This window comes from Microbacterium sp. ARD31 (genome assembly GCF_031844425.1).
Genome location: NZ_JAUZVE010000023.1, coordinates 19758 through 43252, shown reverse-complemented (window position 1 = coordinate 43252; position 23495 = coordinate 19758). Strand labels below are relative to the sequence as shown.

Below are 23495 nucleotides of genomic sequence, written 5' to 3'. Positions count from 1 at the left end.
GATCAGCGATCAGTCAGCGGCAGGGAAGAGCTCGGTGCAGGTCGGGTCGATCGTGACGTCGGTGTGACGCGCGGTCGGCGTGTAGCGCAGGTCGAGCGGACCGAGGTCGCCGTCAGGCAGCGCGACCGTATACGAAACCGTCACCGTCTGGTCCTTGGCGACGAACACCGTTCGGCTTACGGCGGAGTTGCCCTTCTCCGTACCGCTCCGATCCCATCCGGGCGCATCGCCCGATTGAGGGGTCGTCTGGGCGATCGTCGCGCCCGGGGGTGCAAAGAAGAGCACGTCGAGCATCATCGTCGTGCGCGGAAGACCGAACCTCCCGTTGCGCCATCCCAGGGTGTAATTGCTGCGGATATCCTCGGTGATGCTGTTGTGGAGCGTCATGGTCGTGGTCACTGTCCGGGCGCCCACATCGCAACGTGCATCGATCGCTGAGGTGAGGTGGAAGTCCAGCTTGCTGACGGAAGAGTTATTGAGGAAGATCCCCAGCTGCGTCTGCTCCTCCGTGTCGCCGGCGAGCGCACCGTCGACGCCGAACTCTTCTGCGAGAGCCTGAGCCTCGGGATCCGTGAACGCCAGGTAGACACGCTGCTCCGCGGCCGAACGCTCGAGAGCTGCGAGCATCGCCATCGGATCCCACGACGCGGACGTCAGGTGATCGAACACGGTGCGGGCCGCCTGTTCGAAGAAGAGATCCGACGATGTCGCATCCGGGTAGCGCTCGTAGGACTTGCTCAGGAGCGTCGACACGGCGTTCTCAGAGGTCAACGTCTCACCCGTGGGGAGCTTGACGGGCCCTGCTACTGCCAGCATGTGCGCGAGGACGACGGGGTCGATGGAGATCACACCGTCGAATTCGGCGCCGGATGTGGCCTTCCACACGGCCTGGAAGAGGCTCGCCGTGGTGGGAAAATCAGGGGTGAAGGTGTAGTCCTGGGAGTTGCGTGTCAGTGTCGGGAGGTAGAGCCCCATGGTCTCCTCCGGCAGGGAGATGTACTCGTTGCCCTGGACCCCGGCTTCGACGAAGGTGGCGGAGCTGGCCTGATCCGCGTACCCGAGCGTGCCGTCGGTGAACGTCATGATCATGCTCGCGGCCGGATTGCCGCCGGTGGCGCGGATCTCGGCGTTGTTCTGGAAGATCACCAGATAGGTTCGCTTGCCGTCTGCGCCGGCCACGTCGAGAAGGGTAGGCAGGTACTTGTCGGCGACGGCCAGCGCAGGTGCGGCTTGGTCGATGATGGCGGTGATCTCGTCGACCGGCTCCGCCACCTGGGGAAGCAGCGACGCTGTGTCGAGTGGAGCGACGACCTCCTGCGCAGCGGTGAAAGCTGCGGTGATCTCGGGGATGGAGCTCTGGACTTCCCGGAAGGGCGCCAGATTCAGCCCGCCGCCCTCGACCGTCAGGCCGTCCACGTCGACGGCTGCCATGAACTGCAGCCCCGGAGGAAGTGCCCGCTGTACCAGAATGTCGACGGCACGGGTCACGCGTTGCACCGCATCCACATTCTGACCGACGAGCGGGACCTCGGCCGCCATCTCCCACAGCGGACCGTCGACGATCTCGGCCGCCGCTGTCACATTCGCCGAGATGTCACCGGCGGTCGCCTGCACCGCGGCAGGATCGGCATCGCCGAACCCCCCGGACGTCAGCGCGGTCAGGTCCGTCTTGGCCCGCTCCAGGGCGAGCTGAGCCGTCCGCACCTCGGAGATGAACTTCAGAGCGACGACGCCGACCGCCACCCCGGCGATGAGCAGCGCGCCCACGATGACCCACAGCCACGCGCGGCGCGGTCGCCGACGCGGTCCGCTCCCGTCCATGACACTCTCGAGCGACGGATCCAGATCCTGACCCCCCGAGAAATCGTCGCGGGGTCCAGGGCGACGGGAGTCGCGTCGCAGGGAGCCCTCGGGGAGGCGGGAGGAGGTATCGGGCGAACGCACTAAGCCATCGTAATCGGCGATGGGTGTGAGCCCGCGGTGAGCAGCAGTGTCGATGACCGCGGCCCCCACCCCGCCGGCGGGTACGCGAAAGGGGGCCGGACCGAATGGTCCGACCCCCTCGAGATCGCGTCAGATCACTTCAGGATCTTGGTCACCGTGCCGGCGCCGACGGTGCGGCCACCCTCACGGATCGCGAAACCGAGTCCATCTTCCATGGCGATGGGCTGGATGAGCTCCACCGTCATGTCCGTGGTGTCACCGGGCATGACCATCTCGGTGCCCTCGGGCAGCGTGATGACGCCGGTCACGTCCGTGGTACGGAAGTAGAACTGCGGGCGGTAGTTCGTGTAGAAGGGGTTGTGACGGCCGCCCTCCTCCTTCGAGAGGATGTAGGCAGTGCCCTCGAAGTTGGTGTGCGGCGTAACCGAACCCGGCTTCACGACGACCTGGCCACGCTCGACGTCGTCACGCTTGAGACCACGGAGGAGCAGACCACAGTTCTCGCCGGCCCAGGCCTCGTCGAGCTGCTTGTGGAACATCTCGATACCCGTGACCGTGGTCTTCTGCGTCGGGCGGATGCCGACGATCTCGACCTCGGAGTTGATGGCGAGGGTGCCACGCTCGGCGCGACCGGTGACGACCGTGCCACGACCGGTGATCGTGAAGACGTCCTCGATCGGCATGAGGAAGGGCTTGTCCTTGTCGCGGACCGGGTCGGGGATCGACTCGTCAGCGGCGTCCATCAGGTCGAGGATCGACTGGACCCACTGCTCGTCGCCCTCGAGAGCCTTGAGGCCCGAGACGCGGACGACCGGAGCGTCGTCGCCGGGGAAGCCCTGGCTGGACAGCAGCTCGCGGACCTCGAGCTCGACGAGCTCCAGGATCTCCTCGTCGTCGACCATGTCGGACTTGTTCAGCGCGACCATCAGGTACGGAACGCCGACCTGCTTGGCGAGCAGGACGTGCTCACGCGTCTGAGCCATCGGGCCGTCGGTGGCGGCGACCACGAGGATCGCGCCGTCCATCTGAGCGGCACCGGTGATCATGTTCTTGATGTAGTCAGCGTGACCCGGGGCGTCGACGTGTGCGTAGTGACGCTTCGGGGTCTCGTACTCGACGTGCGAGATGTTGATCGTGATACCACGCTGGCGCTCTTCGGGAGCGGAGTCGATCGACGCGAAGTCACGCTGCACGTTGGTGGCCGACGGGAACTTGTCGGCGAGCACCTTCGAGATGGCAGCGGTGAGCGTGGTCTTGCCGTGGTCGACGTGACCGATCGTTCCGATGTTGACGTGCGGCTTGGTCCGCTCGAACTTGGCCTTGGCCACTGGGTCCTCCTCAGGACGTTCATGTAGAGGTCCGGGCACTGGTTTGCGACCGGATCTCTACGGGGATGTCTCCACCTTAGTAGAGAGGTTTCTGATGGGTCTGTGTGAAGTTGTACTCCGGGATGCTTCGTCGTGGAAGCATCCCGGAGGAAGGGTTACTCGCCCTTGGTCTTCTGGACGATCTCGTCCATGACGTTGCGCGGAACCTCGGCGTAGCTGTCGAACTCCATGGAGTAGACGGCGCGGCCGGAGGTCTTGGAGCGCAGGTCGCCGATGTAGCCGAACATCTCGGAAAGCGGCACGTTCGCACGGACCACCTTGACGCCGGCGGCGTCCTCCATCGACTGGATCTGACCGCGACGCGAGTTCAGGTCGCCGATGACGTCGCCCATGTACTCCTCGGGCGTACGGACCTCGACGGCCATGATCGGCTCGAGGATGACGGGGTTCGCCTTGCGGATGGCCTCCTTGAAGCCCATCGACCCGGCGATCTTGAACGCCATCTCGGACGAGTCGACGTCGTGCGCGGCACCGTCGGTGAGGATCGCCTTCACGCCCACCATCGGGTAGCCGGCGAGCACGCCGACGTTCATCGCGTCCTGGAAGCCGGCATCCACCGAGGGGATGTACTCGCGCGGGATGCGGCCACCGGTGACCTTGTTCTCGAACTCGTACGTCTTCTCGGCCGTGACCTCGAGCGGCTCGATGCCGAACTGGATCTTCGCGAACTGGCCGGAGCCACCGGTCTGCTTCTTGTGCGTGTAGTCGTGACGCTCGACGGTCTTGCGGATCGTCTCGCGGTACGCGACCTGGGGCTTTCCGACGTTGGCCTCGACCTTGAACTCGCGCTTCATGCGGTCCACGAGGATGTCGAGGTGCAGCTCGCCCATGCCCTTGATGACCGTCTGGCCGGTCTCGGAGTTCTGCTCGACGCGGAACGTGGGGTCCTCTTCGGCGAGCTTCTGGATCGCCAGACCCAGCTTCTCCTGGTCGGCCTTGGTCTTGGGCTCGATCGCGACCTCGATGACCGGCTCGGGGAAGGTCATCGACTCGAGCACGACCTGGCTGTTCGAGTCCGAGAGGGTGTCACCGGTGGTGGTGTCCTTCAGACCGATCACGGCGTAGATGTGCCCGGCGGTGACCGAGTCGACCGGCATCTCCTTGTTGGCGTGCATCTGGAAGATCTTCCCGATGCGCTCCTTCTTGCCCTTGGTGGAGTTGACCACCTGGGCACCGGAGTCGAGGTGACCCGAGTACACGCGGATGTAGGTGAGTCGGCCGAAGAACGGGTGGGTCACGATCTTGAACGCGAGGGCCGCGAACGGCTCTTCACGATCGGCGTGACGCTCGATGATGTTCTCTTCGTTCTTCGGGTCGTGCGCCTCGATCGCCGGGACGTCCAGCGGCGAGGGCAGGTAGTCCACGACGGCGTCGAGCATCGGCTGCACACCGCGGTTCTTGAACGCCGAGCCGCACAGCACGGGGTAGACCTCGCTGGCGATCGTCATCTTGCGGATCGCGGCCTTGATCTCCTCGGGGGTGAGGCCCTCTCCGCTGAAGTGCTTCTCGAGCAGCACCTCGTCGGACTCGGCGACGGTCTCGAGCAGCTTCTCGCGGTACTCGGCGGCCTTTTCGACGAGGTCGGCGGGGATCTCCTGGATCTCGTACTTCGCGCCCATCGTCACGTCGCCCTTGGCGTCGCCGGGCCACACGAGGGCCCGTTCGTAGACGAGGTCGACCACGCCGACGAAGTCGTTCTCGGCGCCGATCGGGATCTGCAGCACGAGGGGCTTGGCCTTCAGACGGTTCACGATCGTGTCGACGGTGAAGTAGAAGTCGGCGCCCAGCTTGTCCATCTTGTTGACGAAGCAGATGCGGGGGACGTCGTACTTGTCGGCCTGACGCCACACGGTCTCGGACTGGGGCTCCACGCCCTCCTTGCCGTCGAACACCGCGACGGCGCCGTCGAGGACGCGCAGCGAACGCTCGACCTCGACCGTGAAGTCGACGTGGCCGGGCGTGTCGATGATGTTGATCTGGTTCTTCTCCCAGAAGCACGTCACCGCAGCAGAGGTGATCGTGATGCCACGCTCCTGCTCCTGCTCCATCCAGTCGGTGGTGGCAGCGCCGTCGTGCGTCTCGCCGATCTTGTGGTTGACGCCCGTGTAGAACAGGATGCGCTCGGTCGTCGTCGTCTTGCCGGCATCGATGTGCGCCATGATGCCGATGTTGCGGACCTTGTTGAGGTCGGTGAGCACTTCTTGTGCCACGGGGTGTCCTTACGTCTGGATCGGTACAGGGGGCGTTTCGTCTCGGCTTCGCCGCTCGCTCGACGACCGGGTTCTCCGGTCGTCGAGCGAGCGAAGCGAGACGAAACGGTTTACCAGCGGTAGTGCGCGAAGGCGCGGTTCGACTCGGCCATCTTGTGGGTGTCTTCGCGGCGCTTGACCGCGGCACCCAGGCCGTTCGAGGCGTCGAGGATCTCGTTCTGCAGACGCTCGGTCATCGTCTTCTCACGACGACCCTTCGCGTAGCTGACGAGCCAGCGCAGCGCGAGCGTGTTCGCGCGGTGCGGCTTGACCTCGACCGGAACCTGGTAGGTCGAGCCGCCGACGCGGCGGCTCTTGACCTCGAGGGTGGGGCGGACGTTGTCGAGCGCCTTCTTGAGCGTCGCGACGGCGTCCTGGCCGTTCTTGGACTCGACGCCGCGGAGGGCGTCGTACACGATCGACTCGGCGAGCGACTTCTTGCCGTCGACGAGGATCTTGTTCACGAGCTGGGTGACGATGGGGGCACCGTACACCGGGTCGTTGACGACGGGGCGCTTCGGGGCGGGACCCTTACGAGGCATCTAACTCAACCCTTCTTCGCGCCGTAGCGGCTACGGGCCTGCTTGCGGTTCTTGACGGCCTGGGTGTCCAGGGCGCCGCGGACGATCTTGTAGCGGACACCGGGGAGGTCCTTCACACGGCCACCGCGCACGAGCACCAGCGAGTGCTCCTGCAGGTTGTGGCCCTCACCGGGGATGTACGCGGTGACCTCGGTGCCGTTGCGCAGCTTCACACGTGCGACCTTGCGCATCGCCGAGTTCGGCTTCTTGGGCGTGGTCGTGTACACGCGGGTGCACACGCCCGCCTGCTGCGGGTTCGCCTTCAGAGCGGGCGCCTTGGTCTTGGAGACCTTCGGCGAACGCCCCTTGCGAACCAACTGCTGAATGGTTGGCACGTTCTCTCCTCTTTCGTGCTGCACGGTGACAGCGTCGTGGTTTCACCACAGATCCACCGGCGCGGCAGAAGCCTGCTGCGGATTGGTTGGTGGATATGCCGTGGGGGCGGCCTGTTCGCAGACCGATCCCTGAGATGCGGCATCCGCTGCCCCACTCGGTGCCGAGGCACGTCGGAGGGCGCGCGCGAACGCACACCCGATCAATGATACGCGGGATCCGGAGGAGCGGTCAAACGCACCCCGATGCGGGGATGCCGCCGCTCACGCCCGCCGGCGACGGAGGACGTACGCGGAAGCCAGGACCGCGCCCGCGCTCAGCAGCGCGAACACCGTGAAGACGATGGCGCCGACGAGGGCGGTGGTCTCGCCCTCCCCCGTGCCGCGGCCGGAGGCGGACAGCGGTGCGTCCGGACCGACGGTGAAGACGGTGACCCACGAGCTGATCGCGCCCCAGCCGAGGAACACCAGGAGGAGGAGACCGACGACGAGCAGGCCGACGCGGAGGATCACGATGCCGCCCCGGCGTGGACGGGCGTGCGACCCCGCAGCCGGATCGAGCGGAAGAGCGCCTCGACGACAGGCTCGAGCTCTTCGACCACGGCGGTGTGCTCTTCGATGAGCTCGATGACGAAGACGTACCCGTCCGCCAGACCGAGGCAGCGCAGCACCGTGAGGGAGCGATCCGGGATCTCGGTGAGCACGACGGCGCGCATCGCGACGTCGAACCCGGTGTCTTCGAGCACCGTGACGGTCTGCACGAAACCGCCGACCCCGGCCCGGGCCAGCTGCGCGAGCTCCTCGGCGGTGGTCGCCTCGGTGGAGGTGACGTAGAGGTGCACGAGGCGCTCGGGGCCGCCCTGCTCGGGGAGGTGCCAGAAGCGTTCGAGGGCGCCGGGGAGCGGTGGGTCGACCTCCGACATCGCCTGCGCGGCGTCGCGGAGTCGCGCACGCACGTCGTCGGGCGCGTCGATGCCCGTGGTGAGCGCGGTGCTCACGTCCTGCGACCACGAAGCGACGTCCTCATAGCCGTTCCAGGGGAAGGCCAGCGGGACGGGGATCCAGACGGAGTGATCGAGCTCGATCGTGTATTCGAGGGTCATCGCCAGCGGAAGGTCTCCATGATCGTGTCGACGCGTTCGGTCAGCGCGTCGACCATGTCTTCGGACGAGTCGTCCAGGTAGGGCGTGGCGGCGAGGAAGACGAGCCCGCGCCGCTCACCGACACCCGGGAGCGGGAAGCCGTAGCCGATCTGACGACTGCGGATCTCGGCGATCTCGCCTTCGCCGCGGGTCTCCTCCACCCATCGCAGCACGGTGCCGATGGGGGTGTCGAAGGTCTCGATCGGGGCGGACGTGACAGCGCGCAGCGACTGGGCGAAGTCGGTGCCGGCGGGCGCCGCGTGCTGGCGGACGGCGATGCTCGCGGTCGGCAGCACCTCGTCGCCCTCGCCCGGCAGATAGATCGCGGTGATCCGCGCACTGCGCAGCTTGCGCCACTGCACTTCGACGAGGGTCCGCGCCTCGGCATCGAGGTCGGGGCGCGACAGCTCGCGCATGCGCCGGCTGATCTGGGCGATGAGCGCCCGCTTGCCCTCGTCATCGACGAGGTAGCGCGACCACCCGGGCGGCATCATGATGTGGAAGCCGGTGGGCGCCGGGGCCGTGGCGACGTCGTCGGTCATGCTTCGCCCTTCGGGGATTCGTGGCGGGCGGCCGTGGCACGGGCCCCCGCGATGACGGATGCCGCGACGATCACTGCGAGCGAGATCGCCGTCACTGCGAGGACGTACCCGTACGGCGGGGCGTCGTCTGCGCCGAGGTGGGCGAGGATGAAGAAGCCCGGAGCCATCGCGGCGGCGACCGTGGGGCCGATCGCGCCGGTGAGCGCGGGGGCCTCCTCGGGCCGCGCGGTCAGCGCCCATGTCAGTGCGGCACCGAGGCCGATGACCGCGGGGACGAGCAGCAGCCACACCGGCACCGGGAACACCGGGAACGGCACGACCTGGTCCCATGCGGGAGACCCCGCGGCCGTCACCTGAGCGCCCGAGAGCAGCAGCGACGCCACGAGGAAGACCACGAGGATCGCGGCCGGCACCCACTGGCAGACCACGTAGACCACTCCCGCGACGCGGAGTGCGGGGGCGGTCGCCGTCGTGGTCACCGTCCCCACGGTACCTGTATGTCCTCCAGCACGGGGATGTCGGGCTGCAGGCCGGCGACGCCGAGCGCGTCGTTCGCGGTGAACGACGTCCACAGCCCGACGTTGAGGATCTGCTCGCCACGGCCGGGCAGCGTGCCCGTCGTGCGCACGATGAAGTCGCGCACCGCCGGGTTCGAACCCCACTGCGACGACCGCATCGTGTTGAGGAAGTTCTGAACCTGCACCGCCTCGGAGCCGCCCATCGCCAGGGACCGGAACGGGTTGACGAACATGCCGGGTCGCGGCAGCGCGAGCCACGAGCGCACCGGGGCGACGAGCGAGCGCAGCGGCGACACCCAGGTCGTCGGCCGGCGCAGTGCGACCTGCGGCAGTCCCGCCCGGATCGCGCCGGTGACCGTGCCGCGGCCGGAGCGGATGATCGTGGAGAGCACGGGCGCCCCCTTGGAGAGGATCTTGCCGATGCCGAAGGGGAGCAGTCCCACGAGGCTCCATGCGAGGTCGCTGAGGGTGGCCCGTCCGAAGGCGAATTTCAGCGCCGTCAGCGCCACGGTCAACAGGGTCAGCCCCAGCAGCACCATGCCAAGCAGACCCACGAGCGGCGCGCCGATGATCAGCGCGATGACGCTGAGCACGATCATCACGATGGCGATGACGTTGAGCGCCGAGTCGACGAACTCCCAGAAGCCGTCGTTGTTCTTGGCGCTCTCCATCGCCTTCTGGATGTCTTCGACGGCGTCGTCGTAGGCGGCCGACCACTTCTCGAACACCTGGTCGAAGGCCGTCCACAGTTCGTCGCGCTTCGTCTCCGCGCTGTCCAGCGCACCGTTCGCATCGGCGACGGCGTCGCGGGCGGCGTTCAGCTCGGTCTGCGTGGGGTCGTCCTCCCACACCCAGACGCGCTCGAGCGAGTCCTGAGCGCTCTTCGCGTCGGCCTTCGCATCGATCGCGGACTGGTAGGCCAGCTCGGCCGCCTCGACGTCGGCCATGTTGTTCCGCAGCCAGGTCTTCGCGGTGTCGAGCGCGTTGCCGTACTTGCGAAGCGCGCGACCGGTCTCGTCGTAGCGCACCGCCGCCTTCTTGAGGTCGTCGACGCTCTCGGCGGCCATCTCGGCGAGCTTGTCGGTGCCCTTGCTCTTGTGCACCGAGGAGTCGCCGATCGCGGCGAGCTCGGTCGCCGTGGTCTCCATGACGTTCGAGAGCTTGACCCACTTGTCGCCGCGCTCCCAGATCTTCTCGGCGTTGCCCTCGAGCTGGCGAAGCTCGTGGCCGCCCACCGGCGAGCGCATCAGGCGACCCTGTTCACGTTGGTGGTGGTCTGCTCGGTCGCGCCCTCGAGGTCGCCGGCGGTGGTGGTGTCCCACTCGTCCCAGCCGTCGATGATGCTCTTGAGCTGCTTGTTGATGTTCTCGAGGTTCTCGGTCAGGGTGTCGCGCTTGCCGTTCCACGCCGACTCGAAATCGGAGGCCTTGTCGCGCAGCGCGCTGCGGTCATCGGGGCGGCCGATGGCCTCCTCGAGATCGTTGTTGATGTCGGACGCGTCCTTGAACTCCGCCACAGCCGCGGCGACCCCCGCCTGCGCTTCGCGCAGCCGCTCGAGGTCGAGCATGATGTCGGCCATCTTTCCCCCTGATCGTTCTCGAGAACCGGGACGCGGACGCCGGCTTCCACGCCGGCGTCCGCGTCATGCCGTCAGCTGCCGGCGAGCGCCTGGTCGGTGTCCTTGATCGCCTGCATCATCTTGCGCAGCGACTCACCCATGTCCGAGATGCCCTCGATGGCCTTCTCCAGACCCGTGGTCAGCTCGTTGTAGCCCTCGCCGAACTTGCCCGACGCGTGCTGCGTCTTGAAGTCGTCGCCCAGCAGACGGTCCACGTCGCTCTTGAGGCGGCGCAGCGTGTCACCGATCTCCTCACGACCCGAGTCCAGCTTGCCGGCCATGGCCTCCATCTCGCCATACGAAGCCTTGAAATCAGCCATCAGAATCCCCTCCGAAAATCGCCGGTCCATCCGACTGCCCCCACGCTAACCGACCCCCGGGCGCGGTGCCCATGGGGAGGATTCCCCATCCATCACCCGTGGTACCCGCACCGCGGTGGAACGAGCCGGCCGTGCGGTCAGCTCCCCGCCGGGACCAAGGGCAGCTGCACCGTCACGATCTGGCCGTTCTCGACGAACAGACCGCGGCCGGCGGGGAACTCGTGGCGCTGCACCTTCGGGAACGGCAGCTTGAACAGCGACTCGCCGTCGTACGACTCCGGCCGCAGCGCCACCCCGTGCCGGCCCGCCTTGAGCTCGCCGATGAGACCGAACCCACTGGAGAGCTGGGCGACGTCACCGTCGGCGACGAGGAAGTGATCGCTGCGGTTGACGGCCTGGAAGAGCTCCTTCAACGGCCGCTCGGCGTCGGTGTCGCTGAACTCGGTGATGTTCTCGACGACGACGACGATGCGAGAGGCGGCCGGCTCCTGGGCCACCATCTCCTTGAGCTCCTTCGCCAGGGCGCGCACCTCTTCGATCTGAGACTCCGCGCGCTCCCACGACCGGTGATCCTTCAGCGCCGCGCGCCGCCCGCCGATGTGGAAGAAGCGCACCGCGGGGTCGAAGCGCTCGAGAGCGGCCACGATCCCGCGCAGGGCCGTGGTCTTGCCGCTCTGCGGCGGCCCGGCCACGACGAAGGTCCCGATGGGCTCGAACCCCTTGGGCCCGAGGGTGTCGTCGCCGATGCCGAGGACCGGGAACTCCCCCACCCGCGCCGGCAGCCGCGACGCGTCGAGTTCGGTCGGCAGCGCACCGACGTCGCCGGCCTCGACGGCGCCATCCGACCTCAGACGCGCCGCGAACGCCTCGGCCGCGGCGTTCTGCTCGGCGACGTTGGTGGTGCCGCCGATCACGGCGACCTGCGTCTCGAGCCCGTCGACGATGGCGCGGCCGGGAGCGCTGCGCTCGTCGAGCACGTCCTTGGGCACGCCGAGGATCGAATACGCGCCTTCGTCGCTCATCCGCAGGACGATGCGCTTGGTGACGTTGGCGCTGACCGCGGTGGGCACGGCGCCGTAGCGGTCCGCGGTCGCGACGACGTGCACGCCCAGCGGACGTCCTTCGCCCAGCATCCGCATGAAGATCGCGTAGAACGGCGCGCGGCTGGAGGTGGTCTCCCAGTCCTGCTTGAAGACGCCGAAGCCGTCGATGAGCACGAGGATGCGCGGCTCTGCGGTGTCGCCGCTGATCTGGCGGTACTCGGTGAGCGTCGCGGCGTTGACGGCCGAGAACCGCTTGGCGCGGTCGTCGAGGACGCCCCGCAGGGTGCGCAGCAGCCGCTGCACGCGCTCGGCGTCGTCGCCCGAGACGATCGAGCCCACGTGCGGCATGATCTCGAGCGAGCGCAGCGAACCGGTGCCGAAGTCGATGCCGTAGACCTCGACCCGACCGGCGTCGGGGCGCGCTCCGGCGCCGATGGCGATCGTGCGCAGCGCGGCGCTCTTCCCGGCGCCGCTCGTGCCGTAGACCAGCATGTGGCCGTCGGTGTCGGGAGTGAAGTACACCGCCTCCTGACGCTGACGCTGTGGGATGTCGGCGAGGCCGATCGGGATGCGGCCGTCGCCTTCGAGCGGGAGGTCGCGCAGGTCGATCGTGGTGGCGAGGTCGTCGAGCCAGGGCCTGCGCGGAGCGGGGATGGCGGCTTCCTGCGAGGCGCGCACGAGGTTGGCGACCAGGCGCTTCTGGTCGTTCGGTCCCAGGTCCTCGTCGTGCGTGTCGGATTCGCGGTCGCCCTCCTGCTCCCACAGCGTCACGGATCCGAAGCGCAGCTCGGCCACGCGCACCTGGGCACGGTCGGGCTCGTCTGTGGTCCAGCCGCCGGCGTAGCCGGACTGGAAGGGCACCAGGCGTCCCGGACCGGTCTTGGCGATGCCGCGTCCCGGGATCGACGGGTCGAAGGTCGAGGCGACGACGTCGCCGACCACGTCGTTCGAGTCGGCTGCGTCGGCCATGCGCAGCGCCACGCGCAGGTTGGTGTTGGCGCGCAGGTTGTCCTTGATGACGCCGGCCGGTCGCTGCGTGGCCATGATCAGGTGGATGCCGAGCGAGCGGCCTCGCTGGGCGATGTCGACCACGCCGTCGACGAACTCGGGCACCTCGGTGGCGAGGGCGGCGAACTCGTCGATGACGAGGACCAGCGCGGGCGGGGTCTCGGGGTCCTGGCGCTTCTCGAGCTCGAGGAGATCCTTGGCCTTCTTGCGATTGAACAGATGCTCGCGGTGATGGAGTTCGGCGCGGAGGCTCGTGAGCGCCCGGCGCACCAGGTGCGGGCTGAGGTCGGTGACCAGGCCAACGCAGTGGGGCAGGTCGACGCAGTCGGCGAACGCCGAGCCGCCCTTGTAGTCGACGAACAGGAAGGTCACCCGGTCGGGGCTGTATTCGGCGGCCATCCCCAGCACCCACGCCTGCAGGAACTCGGACTTGCCCGATCCCGTGGTGCCGCCCACGAGGGCGTGCGGCCCCTGGGTGCGAAGATCCAGCGACATCGCGTCGGGACTGCCCTGTCCGATGTAGGCCTTCAGCGTGCCGGCGCGTTTCAGGCGCGGACGCGGACCGCGCGCGCGGTCGACGATGGAGTTGTTCTGGCGCCAGCGCTCGATCGCCGCCTGCGGCTCGGTGGCCATGTCGGTTCCGATGAGACGCAGCAATGAGACGCTGGCGGGGAGGTCGGAGGAGTCCGCGGCGACCGAGCTGGAATCCACGACCGGGGCCAGCCGCTTGGCGAAGATCTCGGCGTACTCGCGCGAGACGCCCTCCACCGCCACGTCCTGGGCACGCTCGCCCGCGCGCACCCAGCCGACGACGGCCTCGTCGAGGCCGCCTGAGACGTCGATGAAGGTGCGGCACGCGGCTGGAAGGGACTCGACCGTGGGCGCGACGAAGATCGCGTAGACACCGGCATCCGGGCCGCGTTCGATCACCTGCGTCAGGCGCGGCCGGTCCACCGGCGCGTCATGGGTGACGAAGAGCACGAGCGAGACGTCCCCGACGCCGCCCGAGCCGCGATCGGCCTGCTCGCCGACGTACTTGCCGAGCGACATCGACGCGTCCTTCTCGCCGACCGGCCCGCGGCGGGTCGCCGACCCGGAGAGCCGCTCGAGGATGGCCTCCTCGAGGCCGTTGAGCAGGGCGGTTCCGGCGGACTGACTGTCGGCGAGCGCCATCTCGGCGAAGGGCGATCGAGGGCTGGTGGTGTGCGGCAGCCACTTCATCCACTCCATGTCGCGCGTCCAGCCCGGATCGACGATGGCCGCCGTGACGACCTCGTTCGGGGCGTGGAGACCGAACAGCTGCACACCCAGTCCGCGGACCACGTCGGCGGCCAGCTCGCGCGGGCCCGCGATGCCGATGGCTCCCGCCGAGGGCAGCAGCTCGATGACGGGCACCCCTTCGACCTCCGCGAAGCGGTCCCGCACGCGCGCGACCTCTTTGGCGTACTGGGCGATCCCGCGCTGATCGGTCGGCTCCTGGACGGTGTTGCGACTGCGGCCGACTCCCACGCCCAGCCGCAGGCCGAGGAAGTTCCAGTGCTCGGGCCGCCGCGTCCACAGCAGCGAGCCCAGTGATGTGGCGTTCTGGTAGACGGTGGCCGTCGCCGGGGCCTCGGCGCGCCGGCGATCCCGTTCGACCGTCTCTTCGTGGGCGAGGGTGTCCTCGAGCTCTTCGAGCTGCGTCTCGAACGTCTCGATCTCGAGCTGCAGCTTCTTGCCCTGCTGGGTGCGCTGGCCGATGAAGTTGCCGAGCATCATCAGCGGCGCCATGGCGACGATCAGCAGCGACGTGGGTCGCTGGGTGAGGGCGAACATGCCGAGCCCGAGCAGGACCGGCGCCATGATCATCGGCCACGGGAAGATGCGCGGGTCGGCTTCGGTGGGGATGATCGGATGCCGGAACTCGCGGCCCGTGTAGCGGTCCTCCACGCGGGGAGACCGGTTGAACATCAGAGCGCCCCCGCGCTCGAGCACGCGGCCGTCGGCGCCGCCCACGCGCGGCACGAGCTCGAACGACACGTCGGTGGCCCCGAGTGTGATCGTCTTTCCGGGGATGACGCGCACGCGCTGGACGAGTCCGCCGTCCACCACGAGGCCGTTTGCGGAGTTGAGGTCGATGAGCTCGATGCCCTCGTCCACCTCGACACGGGCGTGGCGCTTGGAGACCAGCGGGTCGTCGAGGATCACCTGGGCGGGTGCGACACGCCCGATGACGCTGGCGCCTGCCGGAAGCGGGACGGTGCGGCCGGCGTCCGGACCGCTGTGTATGCGCATGATCGCGGCCGTCGGGCCGCCCGCACCGGCGGCGGGGACGGCGGGGACGATGGAGGCGTCGAAACCCGAGCCGATCGGCGCTTCGCCGACCAGCGACGTCGGGTCGAGCTGGACGGGGCGACCCGCGGGAGAGGCGACGAGGAGCGTGGGCACCTCGCTGGCGTTGACGCCCCCGCCCGCCGCGAGCGCGTCGCCGTCCGACAGCGCGTGCGCGACGTCCTGCACGGTGGCGGTGGCGTCGGCGGTGATGAGCACGTCGACCGTGGTCCCCACGCCCCGCCGCAGTCCCAGCTTGAGCTTCACGAATCAGCACCTCTCGCAATCACCGCGAACGAGCGTCCGCCCACCTGCACGGTCCACCCCGGGAGGACCCGCACCGCCTCGTCGGACGGCACATCCGCCACCTCGCCCTCCGGGGAGCGCAGCTGTGTGCCGTTGCGCGAGGCCCGGTCGCGGACCCACACGCCGTCGAGGTCCTGCCCGAAGGCCGCGTGCGTCTTCGACATGAGACGCTCGGGATCCTCGAGGCGGATCAGCGCGTCGACGGCTTCACCCTGCGCCGGCTCGGGATCGCGGCCCACCAGCCCGAACGCGGGGACCCGAACGAGGGACCCGTCGTCGAAGCGGACGATCTGCTGCGCCCGACGGGGCACCCCCGCCGGGCCGGCGCCGGCGACGGCGACGACATCGGGCGCGGGGGCCGGTTCTGCGGGCAGGGAGGCGGCGGTCGCGGCAGAGGCCGCGGCGGCGGGGTCGACGGTGGCGACCGGAGCATGGAATGCGGCGGTCGGAATCGCGGGTGCGGGCTCGGGCTGTGCCGTGGGCTCGGCCCCGGGGACGCCGTCGATGAGCTCCGGCGGCGGCGCCGACAGCGCCAGCTCCCACCGCGCTCCCGTTCCCCCGGGCCCGACGACGCCGGCGCGCGAACGGTCGTCGGGGATCCGCAGCGCGTCCTCCACGCCGACTTCGACGCCGGTGGCCATGGCGGGCAGATGCTCGTTCAGGCCGTCCGTGCGGGGGCGGAGCGCCCGGCGCGCGTGCCGCAGCGCCTTCGCGTCGAAGGGGTCCAGGCCCGCGCGCGCGTCGATGAGCCACAGCCTGCCGACGCGATCCAGGATGCTGCGCCCGCGCCGCTGCGGATCCCACAGGCTCGAGGCGAACAGAACCGCGGGACCGACGACGGGCACGATGCCGCTCAGCCACAGCACGAGGGCCCGCAGCACGACGCGACCGAAGCCCGGTCGGCCGTAGTCCGTCGCACGGACCGAGCGCAGACGCAGCGCGGCCTTGCCCACGGTGACCCCGCGACGGCCGTGCACGATCAACTGGATCAGCCCGAACAGTGCGGACGCCGCCGAGCCGACGATGAGGAGGACGATCGACAGCACGACATCGGCCCGCGGGCCGTTCACCGTGAGCAACACCGCACCCGCGACGGCCGGCGCCACCAGCATCCCCCACAGGGCCAGGTCGATCGAGAAGGCCAGGGCGCGGACTCCCGGTGTGGCCGGGACGATTCCCAGCGCCGCCGCGACGGCGGGGTCGGCGTCGTCGGCGTGTTCGTCGCCGAAGGTCGCGGATGAAGGCGCGGTGGCGGTATCGGTCATGGTCATTCCTCGAGGGCGCGTCACATCTGCAGCAGGGCGAGCACGGCGAGCGCGGCGAGCAGGACCCCCGCGCCCACGAGCACTCCGACGACCATATGACGTCGCACGCGAACGCGCCGGACGCGCCGCGCCTCGTCGTGGTCGATCACCGGTCCCCCGGACGGGGCCTGATGCGGTTCGGGGCGAGCGATGCGCACCGGGTCGGCGTGCCGCGGAGCGTACGGCTTCCGCAGTGCGCCCGCGTCGGGGACCTCGGCCCGGCGCAGGCCTTCGGTGCGCTCTTCGGCGGCGGCCGGCGGCTTCCGACGCATCGGTGCCGGGACGGTGCTCGCGGACGCGCCGCGGCGGGCCGAGATCACGGTGTCGTCCGTGACGCCCCGGCGCACCGAGACCACCGTGTCGTCGGGCGCCGTGTCGGGCGCCGTGTCATCGGGCAGGGCGGCGGGCACCGCGGCCCGGCGGCGAGAGATCACGGTCTCGTCGTCCGGAGCGGCCCAGCGGCGAGAGACCACGGTCTCGTCGTCCGGAGCGGCCCGACGGCGAGAGACCACGGTCTCGTCGTCGGGGGTCTCGTCCGCGGACGCGCCGGCACGCGACCGCGCCGAGCGGATCGTGTCGTCGTCGGGTTCGCTCATCGAGCCTGGTCGTCCGGGACCAGGCGCACCTCGGCGTCACCGACGAGGAGCCGCGCGGGCGCGGGGTGCGAGGTGCCGGGAGCGATCTCGGTCTCGGCACCGTCGCTGCTCATGAGCACCGTGCCGTTCGTGGAGTGCAGGTCCACCACGCGCCAGCCTTCACCGTCCTTCTCGAGTCGCAGGTGGGTCTTCGAGACGGTGCCGTCATCGATCTCGACCAGCTGCGCCCCGGGGAAGGCCGAGGAGCGCGAGGGCCTGCGTCCCACCAGGACGACCTCTTCGGTGAGCGATACCGGAGTGCCCGTCGGCAGCACCAGCACCCAGGAGACGCGCCGGCGATGGGCGATCACGGTGTGGTCGATGTCTTCGGGGATCTCGGGCCGGCTGTGCTGTGCCGAGACGGCCGACAGCGCGGAGCGCGGGTTCCCCGAGGTGGGCGCCCCGGCAACGGCCGAGACCTCCCCCGACGCTTCGGGGAACCCGTCGGGTTCGGGCATCGGCGACCGGGACGGCGCCCACGGCTCCTCGGAGGGGCGGGGAGGCGCCGGGATGCGGGTGACGGCGGGCGGGGCTGCGAAGACATCCTCCGCGGGCGCCGGCCGGGGACGCGGACGCGCGGCCGGCGCCGGCTCCTCGTCGTGAGGGCGACCCGGGACAGCGGCGATCGGGCCCGGTGCGCCGCTGATCGCGCCGGTGACCTCGTCGTCGTCTTCGGGCACCCGTGTCGACCGGGGCATGGGGGCGATCGGGGGCGGAGCCCAGCCGTCGGACGGGGCCGCGGGCGTCCCGGGCGCGACGGGGGCGGAGGCTGCAGCGGACGCGGGCGCGGGCGCCGCGGGACGGGCTGCGGACGCGGGCGCGGACGAAGAGGCGGTCGCAGGTGCGGGGCGTGTCGCCGGTGCCGGACGACTCGCAGGTGAGGGCGACGACTCGCGAGGATCCGGATCGACGGGCGGCGAGCCGAACAGCGGTCCCGGCGTGCGCGGCGGCGCCGCGAGGGGCGGCTCCGCCGCGGTCGAGCGCGCACGCAGCGGCCCGGACTCCGCTCCGAGCCAGCGTGCGGGACCGAACCCGACGATCGTCGCCCAGACCGGCAGCACCAGGGCGGCGAGGACCGTCATGCCGACGCCGAGGCCGAACGCCGAGTTGATGCGATGGCACGCGACCACGAGGGCGATCCACAGCGCGAGCGCGCCGAGGAAGGGGATGAAGACCAGGAGCACCAGCCACCCCGACATGCCGCCGAGCTGCAGCAGCGTGTACACGTTGAGGAACGGCACCCACGCCTTGAACGACTCTTCGCCGCTCTTGCGGAAGACGGCGGCCAGCGCGAGGGCGACCCAGACGTAGACGACGACCGACAGCAGCGTCGAGGTGAGCGCGAGGGTGGTGACCATGGAGGTGTCTGCGGTGGTCATGGCGATGTGCGCGCGAGGCCGATGGCCCGGCGCTTCCCCCTCTCGGCAAGGCGCTTCGCGGTGCCCGAAGGCGCCAGCTGACGGATGAACGATCTCAACGATACGGTCATGGCGATCCGGCGCCAGAACCCCCGGCTGCGGGCGAGGGCGCGCCGCTCCCCGTCGACGACCCGCCAGAAGGCGGCCGCGTCCTCCGCCGCGAGGGCGGACCCCGAGAAGACCGCACGGTCGGCCTCGACGGCCAGCAGCCCGCCGTGGGCGGTGCCGAAGGCCGCGGCGAGCTCGGGCCGGGTGAGCCTGCGCGGCGCCTCGCGGCCGGCATCCACCGCCGCGTCGACGTACTCGTCCCAGCCGCCGGCCACCCGGGCTGCGGGCGTCGGCGCGCGTCGGCGGCTGCGGCGGCGGGAGGCCTTGGCCGCGAGCACCACCGCGAACGGACCGATCAGGACCAGAAGCGCCAGCGACAGGATGCCGGCGATGCGCAGGACGGGCCACAGCCACGCCAGGTCGGGCCCCGTCGTCGCGGTTTCGTCGTCGCGCCGCACCGTGTCCTCTTGCAGCGGCTCGGGCGGCACGACCTCTTCGACGGCATCCGGACGCACATCGGTGACGTTCTCGGGATCCCGCTGCTCGGTGACATCGAGCGCGGGAGAGACCTCGTGCTGCGGCGTCACGTCGATCGGCGCCCACGTGCCGTCCGCGGACTGGACCTCGGTCCACGCCGCGACATCCTCGCCACGGCAGACGGCGTCCTCGCACACCGCGAGGCCGGGGTCATCGCTGTGCAGCCGCACCCCGACGACCACGCGCGCGGGGAATCCGAGCTCGCGCGCGATGAGGGCGACCGCGGTGGCGAACTGCTCGTCGTCGCCGACGGCGGCGACGTAGCTGCCGTTCGCCGCCGCACGCGGATCGGTCTCGCGCTCCAGGAGCCGGGTGAACATGGTCTGGATGCGGGCCAGCGAATGGCCGGCCGCGCTCGGCTGGAACGCGTAATCCCCGAGCGACCGCGTCCAGACGGCCGGCTCCTCCCCTGCGGTCAGGGCGTGGCTGAGGTAGCCGCGCTCGCGGAGGAGATCGACGAGACCGGCGAGCGCGGCGCCGTCCGTGCCGTTCGCGTGCCGGTCCGTCCACGTGCGCAGCGCCTCGGGCGCGGGCACCGCCGAGGCCGGCGCTCCCGGAGCGACCAGCGTCTGCAGTTCAGGGTCGGCGATCACGGACGCCTCGATGCGCACGACGTCGCCGGGCGCGAGGCCGCCGCCCGCGGTCTGCACACCGGCGGCCGCATCGCGGTTGTAGTAGAAGCCGTCGGCGAGTGCGGAGGCCCGCGGACCGTCGAAGCCCACCGAGGTCGCGCCGGCGACCGTCGGCATCCAGATCCCGGACCACTCCGCGATCCGGATCTCGAGATCGGCCGCCCCTGCGCCCCGGGCATCCAGCATCGCCGGCACTCTCACGAACCGGGCATCGGCGGCGGCGCCCTCGGTACCGCTGCGGAAGACGCTGCCGTCGTACTCGTCGAGGGTCGCCAGCCGCACCCGCTCCGGTGCAGGGCCCTGAGACGAGACGGTGAACAGCTCTGCGCGGGCGCGGTCGTCGGCGAACAGCGAGCGATAGTCCACGAGAGGGCTGACGGCGCGCGACATCGCGAGCTCGGGACCGGCGGCCTCGCGCAGCACGTCGCGCTCGGCTCCGCGAGCCGCGAACGGCACGACCGCGACGGCCGCCGCCAGAGCGGTGACGATCATCCCCGCCCCCAGCGCCGTCCGTCTGCGATCGACGCCGGAGGACCGCCGGTACGGGCGCACCCCGCTTCCGGCGACGGCGCGGGCGAGCGCTCGCTCCCGCTCGTCATGACCGCGCCACGCGAGCCACAGCAGGCAGGTGAGGAGTGTTCCCGCCCCGATGGCGGTCTCGACGGGCGCGTACAGGACGACAGAGCCCACGCTCAGCGGGTCGCTCACGGTGGCGGCGCCGAACAGCAGACCGAACGAGACCATGCCGATCGCGACGGGCACCGCGGCGTAGGCGGCGTGGTCGGCACGCCACGCGAGCCGCAGCAGGACGACGGTTCCGACGAGGAAGACGAGGAACGCGGGGACGAGGAGGTTGCGGTAGACGCCGACGGGGAGGTCGACGGTCACGAGATCCTTGGGTCCGGTGACGACCCCGGACGCGAGCTCCGCGAGCCCGCGGGCGAAGGATGCCGGATCCCCTGTCCGGGTGGGGACGGCCAGCGGCACTCCGAGGAGCAGGAAGGCACCGGCGACGACGACGGCGGTGGGCCAGCCGGTCCAGCCGCGGCGGGCACTGATGGCCGCGATCAGGATCGCGGCGAGGACCGCGCCACCGGCGGTGACGGCGAGCCAGGGTGTTCGGTACACCGGCCAGGCCGCGGCGAGCGCGAGTGCCGCGACGGCGGCCCCGAACACCAGTCCCGCGGCCACGCGCGCGAAGGCGCCGCCCCGCGCGGGCGTGCGGGGCGCGGCATCCGTTCGCCGGCTCACGACGCGGCCCCGCGCAGAAGCAGCCCGGAGAGGTCGTCGAGGGTGCCGACCGTGAGGACGTTCATGCCCGACACCGCGCGCATGCGGGGGTGGGCGCGCTCATCGCAGACGACGCCGACGACGACGGTGTCGGAGCCGAAAGCCAGCGCCGCCTGCTGCAGTCGGGTGAGACCCACCGTGGAACCGACCACGACGAAGGCGATCGACAGGTTCCGCGCAGACTCCGCCGCCAGGCGGCACACGTCCGCCACGGACATCGTGCTCTCGATCAGATCGACACCGCTGAAACCGTCGAGGAGCGCGCGGGGGGAAGCCGAGGGAAGGTGGCGGATCGCGCGGACCCGCCCGCGGACCACGCGCGGGATGCGGGAGCCGGTGACGACGGCGACCTCGCGCGCGTCGCGCACGGCCCGCAGCCCGAGCGAGGCCGCGCACGAGACGGCGAGCTCGTACTCCTCGCCGTCGAGGTACTCCGACTCGGCGGCGGCGAGCACCACGGCCATGCGGGAGCGACGGGACTCCTCGTACTGGCGGACCATCAGGCGCCCGGTCTTGGCGGTGGACCTCCAGTGGATCTGACGGCGGGAGTCTCCCGGTGCGTACTCGCGGATGGCGTGGAACGACATGTCGGCGTCGACGAGCCGACGCGTGGGGCTGCCCTCGAGGTCGCGGATCAGCCCGGCGCTGGTGGTGGGGATCTCGACCGTGCGGGGGTGGACGTACAGCTCGTGCACGTCCTCGAACGACCGCTCCCGGCGCAGCAGCCCGACGGGGTCGCCGCGCACCGTCGTAGCGGGCCCGATCCGCACCACCCCTCGGCGCAGCGCGGGGATCTCGAGGGGCTCGACGACCCGATGACCGGGCCGCAGCAGCGGCACCCCGAACTCCACCAGCCCCGCCCCCACCGGGATGTCGATGCGGCCGGGAAGCGCAGCCCGGGGGCCGTGGTTGCGCACGACGATCTCGCCGACGACGTCGTCACCCGCGGTGACGCGCTCGTGCTGCAGGGTCAGGTCGACGTCGTACGCGCGTGCACCGAAGAGGAAGGGGACCGCGGCCACCAGCAGGAGCAGCGCCGCCGCCCCCGCGGTCATCCATTCCACCCAGCCGAATGAGATGCCCAGCCCCAGGCCCGCGGTCGCGACGAGCGCGATCAGCGCACCGGCGGGACGGACGGTGCTCAGGGCGGCGCGCGCGGCGGCGTGGAGGGCGATGTCGACGGCGGCCGACGCCCGCGTCCACTGCACGACCGCGCGCAGGGCCGCGCGTGCCGCGGGGCCCTCGCGGCGCGCGGCCGCGGTGGCCGTGAGCTCGGTGCCCCCGGCGCTGCCGGTGACCGCCGACGTGCGGGTGAGACGGGATTCGGTGAGGCTCATACGGCCTCTCGGCGGCTGGGCGGGTCGACGTCGAGCAGCACCTGGCCGATGACGGCCTCCTGCGTCACCCCGTCGAACTCGGCCTCGGGGTGGAGGATGAGGCGGTGCGAGAGCACCGCCACGGCGAGCGCCTTGACGTCGTCGGGGGTCGCGTAGGTCCTCCCCTGCGCTGCTGCGCGGGTGCGGACGACGCGGGTCAGCGCCAGGGCGCCGCGGATGCTGACGCCGAGCCGCACCTCGTCGGCCGAGCGCGTCGCGTCGACGAGGCGGGCGATGTAGTCCAGGACGAGGGCGTCGACGTAGACCTGCCCGGCGACGTCCGCCATGCCGATGAGTGTCTGCGGGGTGATGATGGCCGGCAGATCGGCGGTCGCGACGGCGGCCCCGTCGAGGATCCGCACCGTGGCGGCGTGGTCGGGGTACCCGAGCGAGGTGCGCATCATGAAGCGGTCGAGCTGCGCCTCGGGCAGCCGGTACGTGCCCGCCTGTTCTACGGGGTTCTGGGTGGCCAGCACCAGGAACGGCACGCCCACCTTGCGGGTGACCCCGTCGATCGTCACCCGCCCCTCCTCCATGACCTCCAGCAGCGCCGCCTGCGTCTTCGGGCTGGCGCGGTTGATCTCGTCCGCGAGCACGATGTTGGCGAAGATCGGGCCGGCGTGGAACTCGAAGACGCCCTCTTTCTGGTCGTACACGCTGACGCCCGTGATGTCACCGGGAAGGAGGTCGGGGGTGAACTGGATGCGGGTGTTGGTCCCCTGCACCGACTGGCCCATCGCGCGGGCCAGCGAGGTCTTGCCCGTGCCGGGCACGTCTTCGAGGAGGACGTGCCCCTCGCTGAGCATCGCCGTGAGGACGAGCTCGACCACGTGGCGCTTGCCGAGCACCGCCCGCTCGACGTTGTCGGCGAGCTGCCCGAAGGTACGGGCGAACCAGGCGGCCTGCTCTGCGGTGACGGTCATGTGTTCCTCGTGTCGTGAGTCGGCCGGATGC

19 protein-coding genes are annotated in these 23495 nt (G+C 70.4%); all 19 read right to left on the bottom strand.

Annotated features, from left to right (window positions below; translation table 11 throughout):
• Positions 1-9: 9 nt before the first annotated feature.
• The 19 genes from Q9S36_RS33375 to Q9S36_RS33285 all read right to left on the bottom strand — a co-directional run bounded on the left by Q9S36_RS33375 (position 10) and on the right by Q9S36_RS33285 (position 23464).
• Positions 10-1767 carry a DUF4012 domain-containing protein gene (locus Q9S36_RS33375; RefSeq protein ID WP_311289115.1) on the bottom strand — a complete coding sequence of 586 codons (1758 nt, stop codon included), beginning with the start codon at positions 1765-1767 and terminating at the stop codon, positions 10-12.
• Between the two features lie 311 nt (positions 1768-2078).
• On the bottom strand, positions 2079-3272 hold the full coding sequence (tuf, locus tag Q9S36_RS33370; protein ID WP_251581760.1) for an elongation factor Tu: 1194 nt from the start codon (positions 3270-3272) through the stop codon (positions 2079-2081).
• 155 nt (positions 3273-3427) lie between these two features.
• A complete protein-coding gene (fusA, locus tag Q9S36_RS33365) occupies positions 3428-5542 on the bottom strand; it encodes an elongation factor G (protein ID WP_251451694.1) in 2115 nt (704 codons plus the stop codon).
• 110 nt (positions 5543-5652) lie between these two features.
• Positions 5653-6123, bottom strand: coding sequence for a 30S ribosomal protein S7 (gene rpsG / locus Q9S36_RS33360; RefSeq protein WP_251451697.1), 471 nt, complete (start codon positions 6121-6123; stop codon positions 5653-5655).
• Positions 6124-6128: 5 nt separating this feature from the next.
• Positions 6129-6497 (bottom strand): 30S ribosomal protein S12, encoded by a 369-nt coding sequence (rpsL, locus tag Q9S36_RS33355; RefSeq protein WP_018171438.1) that lies wholly within the window; start codon positions 6495-6497, stop codon positions 6129-6131.
• A 261-nt stretch (positions 6498-6758) separates the two neighbouring features.
• Entirely contained in the window at positions 6759-7007 is a 249-nt protein-coding gene (locus Q9S36_RS33350) for a hypothetical protein (protein ID WP_251451700.1), read from the bottom strand.
• Complete coding sequence (locus Q9S36_RS33345) at positions 7004-7597, bottom strand: hypothetical protein (RefSeq protein WP_311289114.1); 594 nt, start codon at positions 7595-7597, stop codon at positions 7004-7006. Before Q9S36_RS33345 ends, Q9S36_RS33350 begins: the two co-directional genes overlap by 4 nt.
• Positions 7594-8178: a hypothetical protein gene (locus tag Q9S36_RS33340; RefSeq protein WP_311289113.1), complete on the bottom strand. Its 585-nt coding sequence runs from the start codon at positions 8176-8178 to the stop codon at positions 7594-7596. The genes Q9S36_RS33345 and Q9S36_RS33340 overlap by 4 nt, the downstream gene beginning before the upstream one ends.
• Entirely contained in the window at positions 8175-8657 is a 483-nt protein-coding gene (locus Q9S36_RS33335) for a hypothetical protein (RefSeq protein WP_311289112.1), read from the bottom strand. The genes Q9S36_RS33340 and Q9S36_RS33335 overlap by 4 nt, the downstream gene beginning before the upstream one ends.
• Entirely contained in the window at positions 8654-9943 is a 1290-nt protein-coding gene (locus tag Q9S36_RS33330; protein ID WP_311289111.1) for a hypothetical protein, read from the bottom strand. The genes Q9S36_RS33335 and Q9S36_RS33330 overlap by 4 nt, the downstream gene beginning before the upstream one ends.
• On the bottom strand, positions 9943-10275 hold the full coding sequence (locus Q9S36_RS33325; protein WP_311289110.1) for a hypothetical protein: 333 nt from the start codon (positions 10273-10275) through the stop codon (positions 9943-9945). Before Q9S36_RS33325 ends, Q9S36_RS33330 begins: the two co-directional genes overlap by 1 nt.
• A gap of 71 nt (positions 10276-10346) precedes the next feature.
• Positions 10347-10634 carry a WXG100 family type VII secretion target gene (locus Q9S36_RS33320; protein ID WP_251451723.1) on the bottom strand — a complete coding sequence of 96 codons (288 nt, stop codon included), beginning with the start codon at positions 10632-10634 and terminating at the stop codon, positions 10347-10349.
• Between the two features lie 137 nt (positions 10635-10771).
• A complete protein-coding gene (locus tag Q9S36_RS33315; protein ID WP_311289109.1) occupies positions 10772-15262 on the bottom strand; it encodes an FtsK/SpoIIIE domain-containing protein in 4491 nt (1496 codons plus the stop codon).
• Positions 15259-16566: an RDD family protein gene (locus Q9S36_RS33310; protein ID WP_311289108.1), complete on the bottom strand. Its 1308-nt coding sequence runs from the start codon at positions 16564-16566 to the stop codon at positions 15259-15261. Before Q9S36_RS33310 ends, Q9S36_RS33315 begins: the two co-directional genes overlap by 4 nt.
• Positions 16567-16586: 20 nt before the next feature.
• A complete protein-coding gene (locus Q9S36_RS33305; RefSeq protein ID WP_311289107.1) occupies positions 16587-17201 on the bottom strand; it encodes a hypothetical protein in 615 nt (204 codons plus the stop codon).
• Positions 17198-18619, bottom strand: coding sequence for a DUF5684 domain-containing protein (locus Q9S36_RS33300; protein ID WP_311289106.1), 1422 nt, complete (start codon positions 18617-18619; stop codon positions 17198-17200). The genes Q9S36_RS33305 and Q9S36_RS33300 overlap by 4 nt, the downstream gene beginning before the upstream one ends.
• A complete protein-coding gene (locus tag Q9S36_RS33295) occupies positions 18616-21126 on the bottom strand; it encodes a transglutaminase-like domain-containing protein (RefSeq protein ID WP_311289105.1) in 2511 nt (836 codons plus the stop codon). Before Q9S36_RS33295 ends, Q9S36_RS33300 begins: the two co-directional genes overlap by 4 nt.
• Positions 21123-22502: a DUF58 domain-containing protein gene (locus tag Q9S36_RS33290; protein ID WP_311289104.1), complete on the bottom strand. Its 1380-nt coding sequence runs from the start codon at positions 22500-22502 to the stop codon at positions 21123-21125. The genes Q9S36_RS33295 and Q9S36_RS33290 overlap by 4 nt, the downstream gene beginning before the upstream one ends.
• Complete coding sequence (locus Q9S36_RS33285) at positions 22499-23464, bottom strand: MoxR family ATPase (RefSeq protein ID WP_311289103.1); 966 nt, start codon at positions 23462-23464, stop codon at positions 22499-22501. Before Q9S36_RS33285 ends, Q9S36_RS33290 begins: the two co-directional genes overlap by 4 nt.
• Between the last annotated feature and the right edge of the window lie 31 nt (positions 23465-23495).